The sequence below is a fragment of the Ileibacterium valens genome, assembly GCF_001945525.1.
GTDB lineage: Bacteria > Bacillota_I > Bacilli_A > Erysipelotrichales > Erysipelotrichaceae > Ileibacterium > Ileibacterium valens.
Map to the genome: position 1 here is coordinate 1 of NZ_MPJW01000133.1, position 17,870 is coordinate 17,870.

Genomic DNA, 17,870 nt, shown 5'->3' on the forward strand with positions numbered 1-17,870 from the left:
CGGGGCCAATTGCCGTGCAGCTTCTGTGAAGTGCTGTCTACCATCGAACCAAAATGAAGACTATCAATGGGGGTAAGGGGGCAATATGTCTTCTTATTCACTCTTGACAAAGGTCATTTCATAACAGTTATAGTGTGTTTGGTAATTTTGTTTATTGAGCATGAACATATTTTACCAAAAAAGGCACCTCATCCATTACGGATCAGGTGCCTCTTTTTATTTTTGGACTGTCAGAAATTTAACAGCCCCTTTCTTAATTTTGTTTGTTTTGTATTTATATCTTAATTCTCATATTTCTGATTTGTATTTCTGATCATTACTTTGAAATTTAATTTCAAAGAATCACTTCGATTTGAAAACCTTCAAATATTCTCTGTCTTTTCTTTATTCTGCAGGCTTCTCTGTTTCTAACGACTGATTCTGAAGTGAAGAATGCCTTCCCGAATCCATCAACCACTCGCTGCTTTTTTTGAGTTCCGATGGGAACACTTTAAAGTCTTTCAGTTTCCAGGACCAGTCAACCAGCTCACCTTCCGGAGAAATGGTCGAAAGAGAGATCGGCTGTTTGGCGCCAACCAGATCGGCCAGATTAACCAGTACCAGTCTTGCATCTGAATCGATCGCGTAGTGACAGACGAGATCATGGAAGGTCCGATGCGAATAATTTCTCTTCTTAAAGAATCGGCGCAGAGCGATTCGCTTATTGTTATCGTAGGAGAGGTAATCTTCTTCCATCGTCGGCGTATCTGGTGTTGATGTATACACGACGCTGCGTTCCTTGGAAGGCTTCTTTAACAGCTTGGTTTCCATACGATACTGAAGAATATCCATTCCTGGAATATTCAATTCATCTTCAAGCTCATTGAGTGAAGGTCTGGTTTGTCCCTGATCTTCAGCAATAATCATCAGATTCGGGTTATCCTCCTGAATCAGATTGAGCAGATATTTTCCGGGACCTGGTGTCCAATGTCCTAGTCTTGCTTCTTTTCCAGCCGGGATGCGCCAGAGCACATCGATAAACTTGAAATGAAGAAGGCGAACACCATCATAAAAACGGGCATACCAGCGGAAACGATCACGGATAATCTTGTAATCGTTTTTCTGCATTGTTTCCATATTGTAAACAGGGATATCCCATTTCTGTCCTAAAGGGTAGTAGATGTCTGAAGGGGTTCCTGCAAATTCAGCGATCGTTCCTTCAGAAGTCACCATAAACTCATTTTTATTGGCCCAGACTTCCGCATTATCGAGGTTCAGGAAGTAGGGAACATCGATGATCAGCTTCAGATTTTTCTTTCTGGCATGATCAACAACTTCCTGAAACTGCTTATAGAAGATGAATTGCAAAAACTGAACATAGAAGATCTTATCGATGTATTCACGAAGATTAATCTCCTGCTTTTCTGGCCAGTTTCTGTATTCTTCTTCCCATTCATGCCATCCGATTCCGTTGTAGCTCTGTCTGAAGACTTCATAAGCCGTCCAGGAATTCAGCCAGAACGCCTGTTTTTTAAAAGCCTCAAATTCAGCGCGGTAATCGGCGTATTTCTTTTTAAAGGCTTTGAATGCCCGGATAAAATACGGCTCCTTAAAAGCCCGAACGGTATCGTAGTCCACGACTTCTTTGAATTTATTGCAATTGACGATGCTGCTCTGAGTCAGCAGCCCCATCTCTGAAAGACGATCAATGTTGATGTATATCGGATCCCCAGCATAGCTGGAAACACTCTCATATGGGTTTCTGCCATGACTGGTGGGTGCCAGAGGGGTTAATGCCCAGTAGCTGTAGCCGGCGTCAGCGATGGCATCGATCAGCATCAGCGTCTTCTGGCCCAGGTCTCCGATTCCCTGGTTGCCTGGAGCTGAAAATAATGGAAGTAAAATTCCGGCAGTTTTTTCCACGGCAGTTCCTCCTGTTCTATTAAGATTGGTGTATCTGTGGCTATTTTAACATAGGCAAGGAACATTTTTATCGCTTTTCAGCCAATTTTTTATAAAAAGAATGCGTTTTTCTTCAATCTCCTTGACTTGAAAAAAATCTCTTTTTTTCTACCCTCAGACAACCTCTAAAATGAAAACGGTTATTTTTTCTCTTTTCTCGGTGATTATATACCTTATTTAGTTGGTAGGTAAAGAAAAACCGGCTCATTCAGAACCGGTTTTGTTATCTATAAAAGATTAGTTTTTAACCTTCAACATCTGCCGAAAGATCTCAGATCATATCCGCTTTACTCTATGCAAATGTTTTTAATTCAACATCTTTGATTTTCCTTGCAAGACCTCTGACTTTATCCAGCGGCAGGGAACAAAGAGCTACACGAATTCCCTTGTTGACCTTAACAGTAAAGATGTTTTCATCCATCAAAGCCTGATGCAGTTTAGCTGCTTTCTCATTGTCCATGTCCAGAGTAACAAAGAATCCTTCCTTATATGGGTAGTGAGACAGACCGGCTTCTTTTGCTTCTTTTACAAACAGATCTGTTCTCTGTTTGAGCAGATCGACATAATAGTCTTTTTCCTTTTCATATTCATCTGCTTTGTTTTCCATAATCTGTGAGAACATTTCCATGGCTCCATTATTAATGTTGCTCCAGATAGCTCTGGCCTGTTTTTCAAGAACCACTTTCATCTCATGGACTGCTTCTTCTTTCTGAGCCAGAATGATCACTGCTCCACACCGCAGTCCATAGGAAGTCATGGATTTGGAAATGGAGAAAGCGATGCAGACAACAACATCATCCGAAATGTCGTTGAAGTTTTCCATATAATCCCTTGCCTGTTTTTTCCGGTAGGAAAAGTCGATATAGGCGATATCATTGATCAGAATCACCGGATGAGTTTTGGAGCATTCGTTTAAAAATGAAATAACTTCTTTCCATTCTTCATCACTTAAGGAATAACCTGTCGGATTGTGGCATGGATCATTGATGATTAATGTCAGCTTATCCTGTTTTTCCATGACCTTTCTGCATGTTTCCTTCAAGGATTCAACATCAAATTTTCCATCTCTGAACAGGTTGTAGCGGGCTACCTCAAGGTTATTCATCTGGGCCATCAGGGCATAGCTTCCCCAGGCAATTTCAGGAATGATCAGGGTCTGACCGGGCTCGAGTGTATTTTCAATCGACATCCCAACAGCCCCAGTTCCGCCTGGCGTAGCGATAATTTCTTCACAGAGTCTTGAATGTCCATTCAGAACCCAGCCACTTACATCTTTAATGAAAGCTGGATTGCCGACAAAACTTGCAGCATAAGCGGCAAGTTTTTTATTGTCGATCCCTTTAAGCGTGTCATAAACGACATCCATGGCAACTAGTGTTCCATCTTCACCGTATAAAGAGCCAATCGTCGCATTGACAACGGCATCCTTTCCAAACTCCGCTTCTGCCTTTTTTGCCTTTTCCACGATTGCGAATACATTGTCAACAATCGGAGTGCGGTTTGCACTGTCCTTAATAAAAGCCATATTCTCGTCCTCCATCCATTTCTTATTTTTATTTCTTCAATCTTCTTTTTTGGTTGTACTTCGTGTTTTGAAACTTGTATTTCGTGCTCCATGATTTACTGTTTTTCTAAAATTTCATAGGTTCCAAGAATCTTCACATTGCTGACGACATCTTCCATGGATTTCATCAATGAGCTCAGATTTTCCTCTTCTAGATTTCCCGTGCACTGCACATAGAAGAAATATTCAAAGGGGCGCTCCTTGATTGGCCTTGACTGCAGAGTATCCATATTGATGCCATGCTCAGCAATTCGATTGATCACCTTGGATAAAGCTCCAACTTCATCGCTTGTCGTAAAGATCATCGCTAAATGGTCCTTTTTCTGAGTGTTTGGACTGGCTGCGACGACAAGAAAGCGTGTTGTATTGGTGGCCGTTTCTTCAATGTGGCTTGCAAGCACCTTGAGATTGTATAAAGCGGCATTTTCTCTGGCACCGATTGCCGCCTTGGTTTTATCCTGCTCTCTTGCAACATATTGAGCTGCAAGAGCCGTATTTGGATAAGGGACGCTTTTTACACCAAGTGATTCCAAAAATTCTCTGGACTGCATCAGAGCCTGATCTTTGGAATAAACCCATTCGATATCTTTCAGACTCGCTTCAGGCAATCCTAACAGACATTGATCCACTTTAAGATCTGCAACCTTCACGATGTAGACCGGTTTTTGATACAGCAGATCGAGGACTTCTCCGACCAGGCCAGAGTTCGTATTTTCAAATGGGATCACCCCAAACTCAACCTTGTGATCCACGACGGCATCAATGACTTCTTCAAAGGAGTTAAACGCTAGTTTCGGATTCCCTTCAAAAATCTTTTCGCTGATCATATGGGCAAAAGCGCCTTTGATTCCCGAATAAGCAATCACATCCTGAGCAATCAGCGATTTCTGATACGCTTTTGATTGCGTCAGCATAAACTGAAGAAAATCTTCATACATTGAAAGATAGTCCGGATTCTGAATCATTTTTCGATTTCTCTCGATCAGAGTCCTCTCCCTGTTTCCATCAAAAACCGGAAGATCATTCTCCTGCTTATAGGCAATGACATCCTTGACGGCATCCATTCGCGCTTCGAACAATCCGGCTATTTTCTTATCGATTTCATTTATCTTTTCTCTGGCATTTTCTAATTTATTCATATTGTGGGGTTCAGCCTTTTTATAAACCATTATAAACTGTACTGTAACTGATGAGTTTTATTTTTTCAGAAACTGTTTACAGGATCAATACTGTCTTATGATAGCGGAAAACAATTCCCTTTAAAGACAGATCCTGAAAGAAAGGAATCTTTCATGTCAAAAATGGTTGTCTCATTAAATGAGAACAGTTATCCAATTTATATCGAACACCATCTGCTCAGTCATCTGTCTGAGTATCTCGATTCAAATCGGCGCTATGTCATTATTGCCGATGACGGTATTCCCCGAAAGTGGGTTGATCTTGTATCTTCCCAGATTCCTGATGGAGAAGTCCTGCGCTTTGCGCAAGGAGAAGCTTCCAAAAGCTTTGATACCTTCGCTGCTTTGATGACTCAGCTTGCAGAATTGAAACTGACCCGAAAGGATTGCCTGATCGCTTTAGGCGGCGGAGTGACCGGGGATCTCTGTGGATTTTTAGCCGCCTGCTATATGCGCGGCATCGATTATATCCAGATTCCAACGACCGTTCTTTCGCAGGTTGACTCTTCAGTTGGTGGAAAAACGGCCATTGATGTGGGAACGATGAAAAATTTATGCGGTGCGTTCTGGCAGCCAGAAGCTGTTTTTATCGATCCAGAGGTTTTATCCACCCTTGATCCAAGACAGATCTCTGCAGGACTGGCTGAAGCCCTAAAAATGGGTATCGTTTTTGATGAATCTCTGCTTGAAGAATTTGAAAAGGAAAAACCGGATTTTGATCGAATCATTGAACGATCCATCGATTTAAAAAGACAGATCGTTCAGGAAGATGAAAAAGAAGGCGGAAGAAGAAAGCTGCTTAATTTTGGACACACAATCGGTCATGCTATTGAAGCCAGCTTTCCTGAGCATGATTATCTTCATGGTGAATGTGTTGGAATGGGAATGCTTTATTTTATCGAAGATGAAGAGCTGAAAAAGCGCGTTGCCGGGATTTTGAAATCTCTGAATCTTCCAGAAATTCCCGATTACGATAAGGAAGCCGTCAAGGAATACATGAAGCATGATAAAAAATCGTTAGTTGGCGGAATCGATGCCATCTATGTTTCCAGGATTGGTCACCCTGAAATCCGGATGACAGATTTTGATACGCTGTGCGGCTTCATCGACAATCCACCAATCGTTAAATAAAGGAACTTCTTATGAAAAATACATTTGGAACAAATATCGCAATGACCATCTTTGGAGAAAGTCATGGCCCGATGATCGGCTGCGTCCTAGATGGTCTTCCGGCAGGATTTGAGATTTCCTTAGAACAGCTCAAAGCCGATATGGACAAGCGAAAGGCCAAAGGCGATCTTTCGACCAGGCGTCAGGAAGGCGATGAAGTCAGGATTGTCTCCGGATTTTTCGAAGGCAAAACCACAGGAACTTCGATGTGTCTTCTTATCGAAAACACCAACACCCGATCTTCGGACTACGCGGCCTTAAAAAGCCGGCTGCGTCCTGGACATGCCGATTTAAGCGCCTATGAAAAGTATCATGGTTTTCAGGATTATCGAGGCGGCGGTCACTTTTCAGGCCGGATTACAGCGGCCTTATGTGCAGCAGGAAGTATATGTCGCCAGGTTCTTGAACAAAAAGGCGTTTTGATCGGAAGTCATATTCTGAATCTTCATGGTCTGAAAGATACTCCTTTTTCAGATGATCCAGTTCTTTTAAAAGAACAGATTCAGTATTTGAACGCACAGGATTTTGCGGTGATAGATGCAAAGGCTGCAGGACTCTTTCAGGACGAAATTCGTAAAGCAGCCAGAAACCTTGACAGTGTCGGTGGAATTTTACAGACAGCGGTGGTCGGATTTCCCTCAGGAATTGGAGAACCGTTCTTTGATTCCGTCGAGAGTGTGCTCAGTCATCTGTTATTCTCCATTCCAGCCATCAAAGGTGTCAGTTTTGGAGCCGGATTTGATTTTGCCGGGATGTATGGTCATGAAGCCAATGACCCCATACAGAGTGTTGATGGAAATTTAGTGATGATGACAAATCAGAATGGAGGAATTAATGGCGGCATCACCAACGGGATGCCCATTCTGATCCAGAGCGTGATCAAACCAACCCCATCGATCTATCAGCCTCAGCAATCCGCTGACTATGCGACCAGAGAAAATGTAACCCTCGAAATTAAAGGCCGCCATGATCCGGCGATCATTCACCGGGCCCGTGCAGTCGTCGACAGCGCTGTCGCCTTCGGTCTGCTTGATCTTTGGATGTCTAAAATGGCTGTTGAAGCTTTCGAACCTCTGTAAGTCAGCATAAAATCCGACCAACGGCTGTTTAAATCAAGAGTTTTTTACAAATTTGAAATTGAAAAGCCGGCTTTTTGAACCTTTTTTCATGAAGCCGGCTATGCATATTCTGTTGATTCAATCGGCCAGGATATGAATCATCAATCGAAAGGAACCGATCTATGAATATTCTGATTAAACCCTCTCAAACCGGTGGATCCATCACACCGCCTTCTTCAAAGTCCCTTCTTCACAGAGCTCTGATCTGTGCAGGACTTGCAAGTGGAAAGTCGACAATCTCTTCCCTTTCCTGTTCAAGAGATATCGAAGCGACAATTTCCTGCCTTAATGCTTTAGGGATCAAAATCCAGACTGTTCAGAAAGAAGAAGATGGAAAGAAATTTACTTTTGAAGTCGAAGGCTCTGATGTCGCTTTGCGCAACTTTCCAGCGGTTCTTGATGCCTATGAATCGGGATCGACCCTACGGTTTCTTATCCCAATAGCCGCTTCGTCAGCGTCTTCAGTCACATTTACAGGTCAGCCTTCCTTAATGATTCGCCCGATGAAAATTTATGATGAATTATTCAAGGAGCAGGGACTTCTTTTCAACCAGAATGGACAGACCATCGAAATCAAAGGCCCTTTAAAAGCAACTCATTACACAATCGATGGCAATGTCAGCTCGCAGTTCATTTCTGGAATGCTCATGGCTGCTCCATTGCTTGAACAGGGCAAAAAAGAGACTTCCTTAAGTATTACTCCGCCATATCAAAGCCGTTCCTATACCAATTTAACCGCTTCAATGATGAAGAAATTTGGTGTGACAGTTCAGGAACCTGATGAACTCAGCTATGTCGTTCAGGCCGATCAGTCCTACCAACCTAAGGCCCTGCAAGTTGAGTCGGATTATTCGCAGATGGCATTTTTTGGAGTGTTAGGAGCGATTCAAAATTCCATCACCTGTATGAATATGAATCCTAATTCCGCTCAGGGCGATAAAGTGATTTTAAAATTCCTGAAGCAGGCTGGAGCGAAACTGACCTGGAATGATCAATCAGTCTGTATCGAATCAGCGAAAAGTCAGAACCTGACGTTGAAACCCTGCGTGATGGATTTGGCTGACTGCCCGGATTTAGGTCCGATTCTTTGTGTTCTGGCAGCCTATACGCCAGGAACAACCCGATTGATTCATGCCAGCCGTCTTCGATATAAGGAATGCGACCGCATTGCCGCCATGGAAGAAGAATTGCGTAAATGGGGGGTTAATATAAACAGCGATGAGGATTCCATCACGATTCAGGGAAAAGAAACGTATTCCTGTGATCATCTTGTAGAAGTCGACTCGCATAACGATCACCGTATTGTGATGGCCATGGCCATTTTTGGAGCCTGTGCAGACAGTGATTCTCTTATCCATAATGCGCAGGCGATCAAAAAAAGCTATCCTCTTTTCTTTGAAGATTTCAAGAAAGTCAAAGGAGATGCCAGCGTATGGAACTGAGTGTTTTTAAGAAGATTCAGGAAGATGACTATACTCCTCTAAAGCCTGTAATAGGAATTGTTGGTTTGGGGGTAATGGGTGGTTCCTATGCGGCTAGATTAAAGGAGTTGGGTTATACCGTATACGGCTTTGACAAGGACCAGCAAGCTCTGGATTACGCCTTAAACAATCAGATGATTGATCAGAGCTGCCTGAATCCTGCAGATCTTTTAGGAAAATGCGATCTGGTCATTTTCTGTCTTTATCCAACGAAAATCGCAGACTGGATCAAAACAAACCATAACTTCTTTAAAAAAGATGTCTTCCTTATGGAAATCTCCGGCGTAAAATCTTCCATTGTAAATGAGCTTAGACAGGCCGCTGATGAGCTTTCAATGGTTTCTGTTCATCCAATGTGCGGAAGAGAATCCAAAGGAATTCAGTTTTCTTCACCAGAAATCTTTTCGGGAAGCAATTTCATTATTATTGATGATGGAAGTATTCCAAAAGGGCATATAGAACTTTCAAGAATGCTTGCCGCAGAAATGGGATTCGGGAAGATTTCTGTTCTCTCTGCAGATGAACATGATCGAATGATCGCTTTTCTTTCCCAGCTGACGCATGTGATTGCCGTTTGCCTGATGAACACGCATGAAAATTCACACCTGGTCGAATATACAGGCGATTCATTCAGGGATCTGACCCGGATTGCCCGGATTAATGAATCCATGTGGCCTGAGTTATTTTTGTTGAATAAAGATATTCTGCTTGAAGAAATCGAGGCGTTTGAAGCGGCGATCAGTCATTTCAAAAAAGCGCTGGAAAATAATGACCGTAAAGAGATGTCTTCATTAATGGTTGAATCAACCAGACGAAGAGAGCTCTTTGATAAATAATCCTACCAGGCAAAAGTCCGGAATAATCCCTATGACAGACCAGGGTTTATTCCGGACTTTTTTAGCAGTTCTGTAATTTGAATTCATCGTTTTGATGAAAGCTTCTATAATTATTTCATTTCGATTTAATACTTATTCAATTCAATACTTATTGAACTGGATAACTGACTGCATCAAGAACTTTCAAAACGGGATCAAGCTGTTCTGGCAGCTGATCAACAATATGAATCGCACTGCTCTGTTTGGTGTCAAGGACTTCTACGAAGTTCATATTGGCCATATTATTGCGAATGACATAGACGGTATTACCGTTATTTTCCCAGTCATTCATGATTGCCATTCCATTGGTCTTGTCAGCCAGAACGTTGGCATCAAACGTTTTCTTTGCCATCTGTGCACTATTTGCTGAAGTAACAAAGACGTCCACCTGACCACCTTCAACTTCCGCTTCAAAATAAGCGACCTCATTTCCTGTATTCGAAGTCTCAAATTCAATCGGAGTAGTACTATATCCTCTTTCATTAAATGCCTGAGCAATCCTGCCAGAAATTTCTGAAGCCATCAGCTGCTGCACATTTTGCTTCGTATTATTCAAAGTGTCTGAAGCGTCTGAATTTGTGCTTTCCGTTTGGGCTGATTTCTGAGAACTGTCTGCAGAAGAGTCATCTGCCGATTCATTTTGAACATTTGAATTTATGGTCTGCTGGTTTGAATTACTCTTTTCTGACTCAGTGCTGTCAGAATCCTCATTCGCTTGGTTGTCTTTAGAACTCTGTTTATTATCACTCTTATCTTTTGCGGATGATTCATTGGATTGCTTTTTGCTTGAATCATCTTCAGAACCGCTCAAATTCGAATCTGTTTTTTCAACCTCTGCTGACTTGTTATCCGAAGAGGCAGGTTCCTGATTTTGGGCAGAACCACATCCAGTCAAAGCAGATCCAATCAGAAATAGTGCGAGAGCTGAACAATACAATTTTCTTGATACTCTTTGCATATGACGATTTCCTTTCACAGACTCTGCGAGTCTGTTTTGCTAGTTTTTTTCGAATATATTCTAGAAAATTATCGAGAGAAACTTCAGGTTCATGACTAAAGATCCATCTCCGGCCGGTCACCTTTAAGTATTCTATGTATTCTTTCCTTTCTGAATTTTGATCTGAATTAGAGCCATCTTTTTCCTTTTCTCTGGTATTTCATTCTCAGGTATTTCGTCTATTCATCCATACAGATTTCTTTTATTCGCAAAGCACAAAATATTATTTAAAAATGAAGTTACTCTGTTGTAAGAGACTAAAATGTCTTAGTCTGATAGGATACTAAAGCACAAAAATCCATCAAATGATTTCGGTTTCATAGTGAACTGTTAAGAATTTCTTCATAAAATGTTTGGTTCGTTTTCGAACTTTTCAGATGATTTCGCGTCAAAAACATATTGCCATGTGTTGATTATGTGGAATTAGCAGTTGAATTGAATCAGTGCCAGCAAACGTTATAATGGAACCATTCAAGAAAGGAAAAATCCTTGAACTATGCAAAAGAAAAGACAATTTAACTGGAAATATATCTGGATGAGTGTGGGGATCATCCTGCTTTGCGCCATGCTTCTGTTTCCGGGAATTCTATCCGGCAATTCCAGAAACGAGAGCGTTAGCTATTCAGAATTTATCTCACAGGTGGACGATCGCAAGGTGGATAAAGCCGAGATCAATGGATCCACAATTTATTACACCCTTAAAGGGGATGAAAAGAAAACCTATTCGACAACCGAGATGAACGATCCTGAACTTGTCAGCCGGCTTCTTGATGCCGGTGTGGACTTCTCACAGGTTCCACCAAAAAACAATTCAGGAACCAACTGGCTGATGTCGTTCCTTCTGATGTGGGCTCCTTTATTACTGATCTGGTTTGGCCTGAGCTGGTCAATTCGGAAAGCATCCAAAAAAATGAATGGATCCGGTACTGGATTCTTTGGATCGAAAAAGTCCGATTCAAACGATTCCAATGACGATGATGACGACAGCTCCGGTGGATTTCCTTTTGGCGGGTTTGGCATGGGAATGAACATGGGCAAAAACAACGCCAAGAAATACAAACCGGAAATGACTGGTACAACCTTTAAGGATGTTGCTGGTCAGGATGAAGCGAAACAAAACCTCAAGGAAATCGTTTCCTTCTTAAATGAACCGGCTAAATATACTGCAATTGGTGCCAAGATGCCAAAAGGAGCTCTGCTTGTTGGTCCTCCTGGAACTGGTAAAACTCTGCTTGCCAAAGCGGTAGCTGGTGAAGCTGGTGTTCCTTTCTTCTCAATTGCGGGAAGTGAATTTGTTGAGATGTTTGTTGGACGTGGGGCTGCCAGAGTTCGTGACCTTTTCAAGGAAGCACGAAAGAGCGCGCCATGCATCATCTTTATTGATGAGGTCGATACCATTGGTAAAAAACGTGATGGAAGTGGAGTTTCCGGAAACGATGAACGCGAACAGACATTAAACCAGCTGCTTGCCGAAATGGATGGATTTGATGGTTCCAAGGGAATTGTTCTTCTTGCCGCAACCAACCGCCCGGATTCTCTGGATCCAGCCTTAACCAGACCTGGACGATTTGATCGTCGGATTCCGGTTGAACTGCCAGACCTGGAAGGACGTGAAGCCATCCTGAAACTCCACTCCAAGAATGTGAAGACTTCCCCAAATATCGATTACAACCTGATCGCGCGAGCTTCTGCTGGTACTTCCGGGGCAGACCTTGCCAATATCGTCAATGAAGGCGCTCTGCTTGCCGTTCGTGATGATCGCCGTCAGGTCACTCAGAAAGACCTTGAAGAAGCCATTGAAATTGTGATTGCAGGTGAACAGAAGAAGAATAAAGTCATTTCTCCAAGAGAAAGAATGGTTGTGTCCTATCACGAAATTGGTCATGCCTTAGTGTCTGCCAATTCTTCTCATTCCGCTCCGGTTCATAAGATTACAATTATCCCAAGAACCAAAGGTGCATTAGGCTATACGATGCAGGTCGATGAAGAAGAAAATAACCTTCTGACTAAAGAAGAACTCTATACCCGTATTGTCACTTACTGCGGCGGACGGGCTGCTGAAGATCTGATCTTCCACTCGATTACTTCGGGTGCAAGCAACGACATTGAAATGGCCACCAAGACGGCAAGAGCCATGATTACCCGCCTGGGTATGTCTGAAAGCTTTGGAATGACTGCTTTAGAAACTGTCAACAACTCCTATCTTGGAGGAGATGCTTCTCTGGCATGCTCTGAAGCCACCGCAAATCGTATTGATGAAGAAGTGATTGCTCTGATTGATAAAGCCTATAAAGAAGCCTATGGCATTCTTGAAGCCAATATCATGAAGCTGCATGAACTCGCTAAATACCTCTATGAAAAAGAAACCATTACTGGCGAAGAGTTTATGGATATCCTTAATAATTCTTCCAATCAGGCTTAGTTTTCTTCTCATAAAGGCAAAATCAAAGAACCCAATACAAAGGACTTTGTCAATGATCGAGCCGGTCATGACAAAGCCCTTTTTTGAATTTTCATAAGCGAAAAAGAGGTTGAAGCATTTAGAATCTTCTGATTCTATAGAACTTCAACCTCTTTTGTGATTCCTATTCATTTTTATTCACTTGCCTTTTCAGGATGAATTTGGTTTATTCAGACTTTTCTGATTACTCATCGTACTCTTTTCTGAAATGAAGCAGTGAAAGCAGGCTTGTCATCATAGCAGCATCGGCAGTAACCAGACTAAGTATTCTGATCTGAGAATTCATTGCGGTATTTACTTTATTCGAGGAACTGCTGCAGGATCCTTTTTTTATCGCTCCTTTGCTCTGATCCGCTGCTTGAAGTGCCTGCATTTCCTGTCGCTTTATCACTCGTATCTTTATTTCCTGTATCTTTTCCATCTAGATTCTCTGTTTTTGGTATATCCGGATTTTCTGGAGTTGTTGAGGTTTCAGAAGCTGCAATGGTTACAATCGAAAGCGATGGTCCATCCCAGATCCATGATTCAGAATCAGGATCATAAGCCAGCGTCGTTTCAAGGATAGACTTATCTTTATCTACTTCCTGATCCGTATAGGATTTCAGATGATTTTCAATCGAAAGTACGGCCACCCAGGTTCCCTGGGCCGTTCTGGCTTTCGGCATGATCAGTTTTGGTTCAGAAATCGTATAGGCTCCTTCAATCAATTTAAACTCAGAACTGTTTTCCAGATTATTTGTATCAATGATGGCTTCCTTTACGTCGATAACCTCAATTTCTTTAAATTGAGGAATCGCTGGTGCAGTGTGTTTTTCTGGAGTTGGATTTTCATCTGATGGTTTATCTGCGGTATATCAGATGTTGTACCTGTTCTGTTTCCATGTTTTCGAATTGTAGTCATAGTAGATGGATACATCCTGGGTATTCTTTACATATCCCCCTGTCACTCTGGCATTCTTTTGCGGAATATTTGTATATGAATACATTCCATCAGGAATATAGTGCTCAAAATCAATTTTCAAATCCACCGTTGGAACGTTGTATTTGTTCATGTATGGATCGCTGACAGAAAGTAAAGTTTCTTCAGTCAATTCAAATTCCTGATCAATATGACCTGATGACTTACTCATCAACCATCCAGAAATTGCTACTGCGTTTTTAATCTCTTCAAACGAAGGTTTTGATGGCAGAGATTTATCTTTATTAAAGGAGTCAGCTACCTTATCCACCATAATGGTGTCAGAAAATCCAGGTAAATTCCATCTTTTCTGAGAGATGTAGTAATTTACTGTTAAGTATCCTGTATCATCCTTGCCTTCAGGTAAATTTACAGTTGGTAAAAATCACGAAAAAAAGACTAATCAATTGAACAACTCTGTTCTTTTGATTCGTCCTGAATTCATATTCAAATTCATTATTATTTTGCTGCTGAAGCTTCAGCCTGGGCTTTTTCCTGTTCTTCTCTTTGTTTATTGATCCATGGACGGTAAACAAATACAACAAGAAGAAAGCTGATCAGTCCAGTACCTGCAGCGATTAAGAAGACTGTATCCAAACCTTCAATCTGACCTTGCAGTCCTGGAGTAGCCTGTGATAAGCCATCATAAACCAGACCATAAACACTTGAAGCAAACACGCTGGCCAGGCTGGTTGCAAAGCTGAGCAACGAAGTACCAATACCTAACTGATCCGGTCTTAACTGAGCCTGGGCTGCTGGTGTGATCGAAACGGATCTGAAGCAGTCACCAATTCCATTGAGTGCTAACAGTACCATTACAAACCATACTGGCATATTCGGTCCGATGAAAACCATGCCAAGAAACGGGATAAAAATAAGAATGGACGCAATAGCCAAAGCCTGCCATATTCTTCCCTGCTTTTTGACCACCCAGGTACCCACAAGGCCTGGAAGCAGAATGGTAATGATGGCACGTGGAATCTGCAGACTTCCAGATTCAGCAGCTGTTCCGTTCATCAGTTCCTGAACTGCAAGCGGTGCATACGCATTCATCGCAATCAAGTAACAAAACGACAGAAATGCAATGAGCAATACAAGGCTGAAAAGCTTATTGGAAAACAGATCCATATTGATCAGTGGTGTTTCTTTCTTCTTTTCAACAAAGATAAAGAGAACAAAGAAGACGATTCCACTGATGATTCCTGCCCAAATTAGCGGGTTGTGGAAAGTCAGCTGTCCAGCATAATTCAACGCTAAAAACAATGTCGTCAACGCTGCGCTTAGCAATAAAAAGCCAAGAAAATCAAATTTGGATGAATGTGTCGGCAGTTTTGGCAGATTCATATAAATCAGCGGAATACCGATCATAAGGAAAATCGATGGAAACACAATAGCCAGAAACATCATCTGATGATCAGCGAAGAATCCGGCACCAAAACTTCCGATTAAAGAGCCAGCAGATAATGCCGCAGTCAGAATACCCATACGGCTTGGCACCTGATTGTTTTCATAGATTTCTCTGACCAGAAGGAATGGTGTTGAAACAAACGCGCCAGTTGCCATTGCACACAGAATACGAACGATGACAAAGGGAATAAAGGATGTGCAAAATCCCAGAACAATGGATAGCACGAGCGTAAGCATACCGAAAATCAGAATGACCTGACGGCCGCCGATCATGTCGGAAATGCGTCCACCAACCGGTGTCATTAAACACATGGCAATGGATGTAAGAACAGTAACCAGAGAAAACATCCCCGGCTGCCCCATCTCATTTAAAAGCGGTTGCTGAATCGTTGACAGCGACAGTCCAAATGCCGCTAATGAGAGCATCATGAACAGACAGCCAATAAAAATCAAATTTTTCTTAGAAGCGGGAAGCTTCATACGAAGTTCATCCACGCTTGTATACGATAGAGTCATAATCAGGCCTCCTAGACTTTATTATAAAAGCCACAAATTATTAAAGGCTTCTGGTGCTCTATGGAACTTTTTCAGGATGGTTTTCTCATCCGATCAATGAAAATTAAATTTATATTCGGCTAAATCAGTTACAGTGTGCTGATTTTTTTCAAAGTGATATTTAACTTATAACCGATCTGCCTCTTCAATCACAGTCCATGTTTTTATGGACCAAATGCAATATGAATAACTGTTTCTACTGTTCACAGCCAAGTTTTATTTCATCTGGAAAGTTACGCTGATGCAGGCATAATCTGATTCGTCTGATTTCAGCTAAATTAGCTGTATTATCATTTTTAGATAATATGAAAGGCCCCCCAGAAGCCAATTCGTGGATTTAGATGGATACTTAGGGTGTATTCAAAAATAAACGTCTTTACCACATGACTTAGGAGGACCTATATGGCAAGCTTACTTTTTATCGGATGCGATGTCCACAGTAAAACAATCAGTTTAGATACTTTTGATCGAAATTCTAATACACATAGTCACCAGACAAAAATTAATAATGTTCCACGATTGATCTGGAAGTATGCCAAGAAAATCGAATCTGAAGTTGATCCTGGAACCAAGCTCGTATTCGGTTACGAAGCTGGATGTCTTGGCTTCTCTTTCTATGAAAGAATTACGAAAATTGATTCGTTCTTTATGAGAGTCATCTAAATAGATCATTCTTGAATTCAGCCATTCAATGACATCTTGTTTAGAGGCATACCATCGGCCGGTGGAAGACTGAGCCATTTTGATTCTGCCCTTGTTTTTCTCAACCATAATTGAGCGATAATTTAAGCCGACCAATTTTGCGACATCTCCTATTGAATAGTACTCTTTGTTGAATAGTACTCTTTGTTGAATAGTACTCTTTGGTTAAATCCGAATATTTGATCATAAACACCTCGTAAAGTCATTTTACAGTAACTGTTAGCGGTTTCTACCGTTAATGAAAACATCGAAAATAAATCTAATTGGGACTAATTTAGTTATTAATGACCAACAGCAGATTACCCCGCTTCATATCACTCCATGGTAGAAACGTTTATTTGTCGCTTTAAAATGGCGTCATAAACGGTTGTATATTGACCATCTATGTCCGAAATGCACCCCAAGATACTCAACGGGCTATAGATTTGAGTCAATGATCTTCATCAATTCTGAAAATACTTTTCTGGATCTGAAGTATCTTTTCTTTTGTTTTTTGTGACTCTTCCTTTTATGTTCATCCTTTTATGCTCATTATTCCTTGCTTTTGTAAGCAGATAGATCAATAACTGCCATTCACGATTGCATTAGGTTCTCAAAACAGTCAGATGATCTAATTGACATTATTTGTATATAAATCCATTTTGAATTATTGAAAACCAAACCAATCGATCGAAATTCCCATAAAACATAGGCATTATTGTCAAGCGTTTCGCTCATAATATTGATTGATTTTTAAATTGAAGCCCCTTACAATCAAATCATGGAGATAGTTTTATTTTCCATTATCTTTCGAACCTGCAGATAAATGGCGAAAGCTGTTGCAGTTATTGATAAATAGTCGCTATTTATTGATTCTAGATCACGAAATCCATATGTCGTTTTCTGAGTAGCGCCAGAAAGCGTATACTGTCAAAATTCTGTTTCGAAAGATAAAGAAAAGTCTGGTGAGCGTTCATATTATCTGCGCGTGGTGGCTAAAGATTGTCTGTAGTTCCCAGGCTTTTTTCCCTTATTCAGCCACCTTTCGTATCACTTTTTTCTCATATAACTTTTTTCATATATGTTCATCCTTTCTAAACAAAGACAGGCCATGTCTTAATTGGTCTGTCTTTGTTTCATTCAGAAGACTCAATGTAAGTTCTTTATATTTGACGGGGTTAAACCCTCCGGTGACCGTTGTTAGATTATCTACAACGAAACTGGAGGATTTTTCATTATGCCGAATTATCACTATGCGTCAACCAGAAAAGGAAACCGGAAATTCTGGACCAGACAGGTTCAGGCTTATCACCTGTCCGGACTTTCTCAGAAGGAGTTCTGCCAGAAGAATGGCTTAATCTATACCTCTTTTGGCTACTGGAAACGCAGATTGGAAAGGTCTGCGAAAGCTGAAGGAATAGAGTTTGTAGAGATTGATGTCGCTGCTGTCGCAGAAAACTCTGCCGCTATTACTCTGTCTGTCG

General features: G+C 41.4%; 14 protein-coding genes. 7 read left to right on the forward strand and 7 right to left on the reverse strand.

Annotation, left to right across the window (positions count from 1 at the left end; genetic code table 11):
• Positions 1-384 precede the first annotated feature (384 nt).
• The 3 genes from malQ to BO222_RS06575 form a co-directional block, all read right to left on the reverse strand.
• Positions 385-1,902 carry a 4-alpha-glucanotransferase gene (malQ, locus tag BO222_RS06565; RefSeq protein ID WP_075819484.1) on the reverse strand — a complete coding sequence of 506 codons (1,518 nt, stop codon included), beginning with the start codon at positions 1,900-1,902 and terminating at the stop codon, positions 385-387.
• A 331-nt stretch (positions 1,903-2,233) separates the two neighbouring features.
• Positions 2,234-3,466, reverse strand: a complete 1,233-nt coding sequence (locus BO222_RS06570) for a pyridoxal phosphate-dependent aminotransferase (protein ID WP_075819486.1) — start codon at positions 3,464-3,466, stop codon at positions 2,234-2,236.
• Between the two features lie 95 nt (positions 3,467-3,561).
• Complete coding sequence (locus tag BO222_RS06575) at positions 3,562-4,644, reverse strand: chorismate mutase (RefSeq protein WP_075819488.1); 1,083 nt, start codon at positions 4,642-4,644, stop codon at positions 3,562-3,564.
• Between the two features lie 153 nt (positions 4,645-4,797).
• On the opposite strand from BO222_RS06575, the gene BO222_RS06580 reads away from it, so the two are divergent.
• The 4 genes from BO222_RS06580 to BO222_RS06595 all read left to right on the forward strand — a co-directional run bounded on the left by BO222_RS06580 (position 4,798) and on the right by BO222_RS06595 (position 9,288).
• Positions 4,798-5,814, forward strand: coding sequence for a 3-dehydroquinate synthase (locus BO222_RS06580; RefSeq protein WP_075819491.1), 1,017 nt, complete (start codon positions 4,798-4,800; stop codon positions 5,812-5,814).
• An 11-nt stretch (positions 5,815-5,825) separates the two neighbouring features.
• Complete coding sequence (gene aroC, locus BO222_RS06585; protein ID WP_075819493.1) at positions 5,826-6,932, forward strand: chorismate synthase; 1,107 nt, start codon at positions 5,826-5,828, stop codon at positions 6,930-6,932.
• A 161-nt stretch (positions 6,933-7,093) separates the two neighbouring features.
• Positions 7,094-8,413, forward strand: coding sequence for a 3-phosphoshikimate 1-carboxyvinyltransferase (aroA, locus tag BO222_RS06590; protein WP_075819496.1), 1,320 nt, complete (start codon positions 7,094-7,096; stop codon positions 8,411-8,413).
• Positions 8,404-9,288 carry a prephenate dehydrogenase gene (locus BO222_RS06595; RefSeq protein ID WP_075819499.1) on the forward strand — a complete coding sequence of 295 codons (885 nt, stop codon included), beginning with the start codon at positions 8,404-8,406 and terminating at the stop codon, positions 9,286-9,288. Before aroA ends, BO222_RS06595 begins: the two co-directional genes overlap by 10 nt.
• 148 nt (positions 9,289-9,436) lie before the next feature.
• Here BO222_RS06595 and BO222_RS06600 read toward each other — a convergent pair whose 3' ends face one another.
• A complete protein-coding gene (locus BO222_RS06600) occupies positions 9,437-10,285 on the reverse strand; it encodes a hypothetical protein (protein ID WP_075819501.1) in 849 nt (282 codons plus the stop codon).
• Between the two features lie 535 nt (positions 10,286-10,820).
• On the opposite strand from BO222_RS06600, the gene ftsH reads away from it, so the two are divergent.
• Positions 10,821-12,746: an ATP-dependent zinc metalloprotease FtsH gene (ftsH, locus tag BO222_RS06605; protein ID WP_075819503.1), complete on the forward strand. Its 1,926-nt coding sequence runs from the start codon at positions 10,821-10,823 to the stop codon at positions 12,744-12,746.
• Between the two features lie 338 nt (positions 12,747-13,084).
• Here ftsH and BO222_RS06610 read toward each other — a convergent pair whose 3' ends face one another.
• From BO222_RS06610 to BO222_RS06620, 3 genes are all read right to left on the reverse strand, one after another.
• Positions 13,085-13,492, reverse strand: coding sequence for a hypothetical protein (locus tag BO222_RS06610; protein ID WP_075819505.1), 408 nt, complete (start codon positions 13,490-13,492; stop codon positions 13,085-13,087).
• Between the two features lie 147 nt (positions 13,493-13,639).
• A complete protein-coding gene (locus BO222_RS06615; protein WP_075819507.1) occupies positions 13,640-14,017 on the reverse strand; it encodes a hypothetical protein in 378 nt (125 codons plus the stop codon).
• A 185-nt stretch (positions 14,018-14,202) separates the two neighbouring features.
• On the reverse strand, positions 14,203-15,666 hold the full coding sequence (locus tag BO222_RS06620) for an MFS transporter (protein WP_075819509.1): 1,464 nt from the start codon (positions 15,664-15,666) through the stop codon (positions 14,203-14,205).
• Between the two features lie 441 nt (positions 15,667-16,107).
• Between BO222_RS06620 and BO222_RS06625 the strand changes: the two genes are divergently transcribed.
• A complete protein-coding gene (locus BO222_RS06625; protein WP_075819511.1) occupies positions 16,108-16,368 on the forward strand; it encodes a hypothetical protein in 261 nt (86 codons plus the stop codon).
• Positions 16,369-17,623: 1,255 nt separating this feature from the next.
• On the forward strand, positions 17,624-17,870 hold a 247-nt coding region (gene tnpA / locus BO222_RS06630; protein WP_198931990.1), incomplete at its 3' end, for an IS66 family insertion sequence element accessory protein TnpA.

Excerpts from the sequence above, each read along its gene's own strand:
- BO222_RS06570 (WP_075819486.1), bottom strand. The coding sequence starts at position 3,466 with ATGGCTTTTATTAAGGACAGTGCAAACCGCACTCCGATTGTTGACAAT.
- BO222_RS06575 (WP_075819488.1), bottom strand. The coding sequence starts at position 4,644 with ATGAATAAATTAGAAAATGCCAGAGAAAAGATAAATGAAATCGATAAG.
- BO222_RS06580 (WP_075819491.1), top strand. The coding sequence starts at position 4,798 with ATGTCAAAAATGGTTGTCTCATTAAATGAGAACAGTTATCCAATTTAT.
- aroC (WP_075819493.1), top strand. The coding sequence starts at position 5,826 with ATGAAAAATACATTTGGAACAAATATCGCAATGACCATCTTTGGAGAA.
- aroA (WP_075819496.1), top strand. The coding sequence starts at position 7,094 with ATGAATATTCTGATTAAACCCTCTCAAACCGGTGGATCCATCACACCG.
- BO222_RS06595 (WP_075819499.1), top strand. The coding sequence starts at position 8,404 with ATGGAACTGAGTGTTTTTAAGAAGATTCAGGAAGATGACTATACTCCT.
- BO222_RS06600 (WP_075819501.1), bottom strand. The coding sequence starts at position 10,285 with ATGCAAAGAGTATCAAGAAAATTGTATTGTTCAGCTCTCGCACTATTT.
- ftsH (WP_075819503.1), top strand. The coding sequence starts at position 10,821 with ATGCAAAAGAAAAGACAATTTAACTGGAAATATATCTGGATGAGTGTG.
- BO222_RS06615 (WP_075819507.1), bottom strand. The coding sequence starts at position 14,017 with ATGGTGGATAAGGTAGCTGACTCCTTTAATAAAGATAAATCTCTGCCA.
- BO222_RS06620 (WP_075819509.1), bottom strand. The coding sequence starts at position 15,666 with ATGACTCTATCGTATACAAGCGTGGATGAACTTCGTATGAAGCTTCCC.
- BO222_RS06625 (WP_075819511.1), top strand. The coding sequence starts at position 16,108 with ATGGCAAGCTTACTTTTTATCGGATGCGATGTCCACAGTAAAACAATC.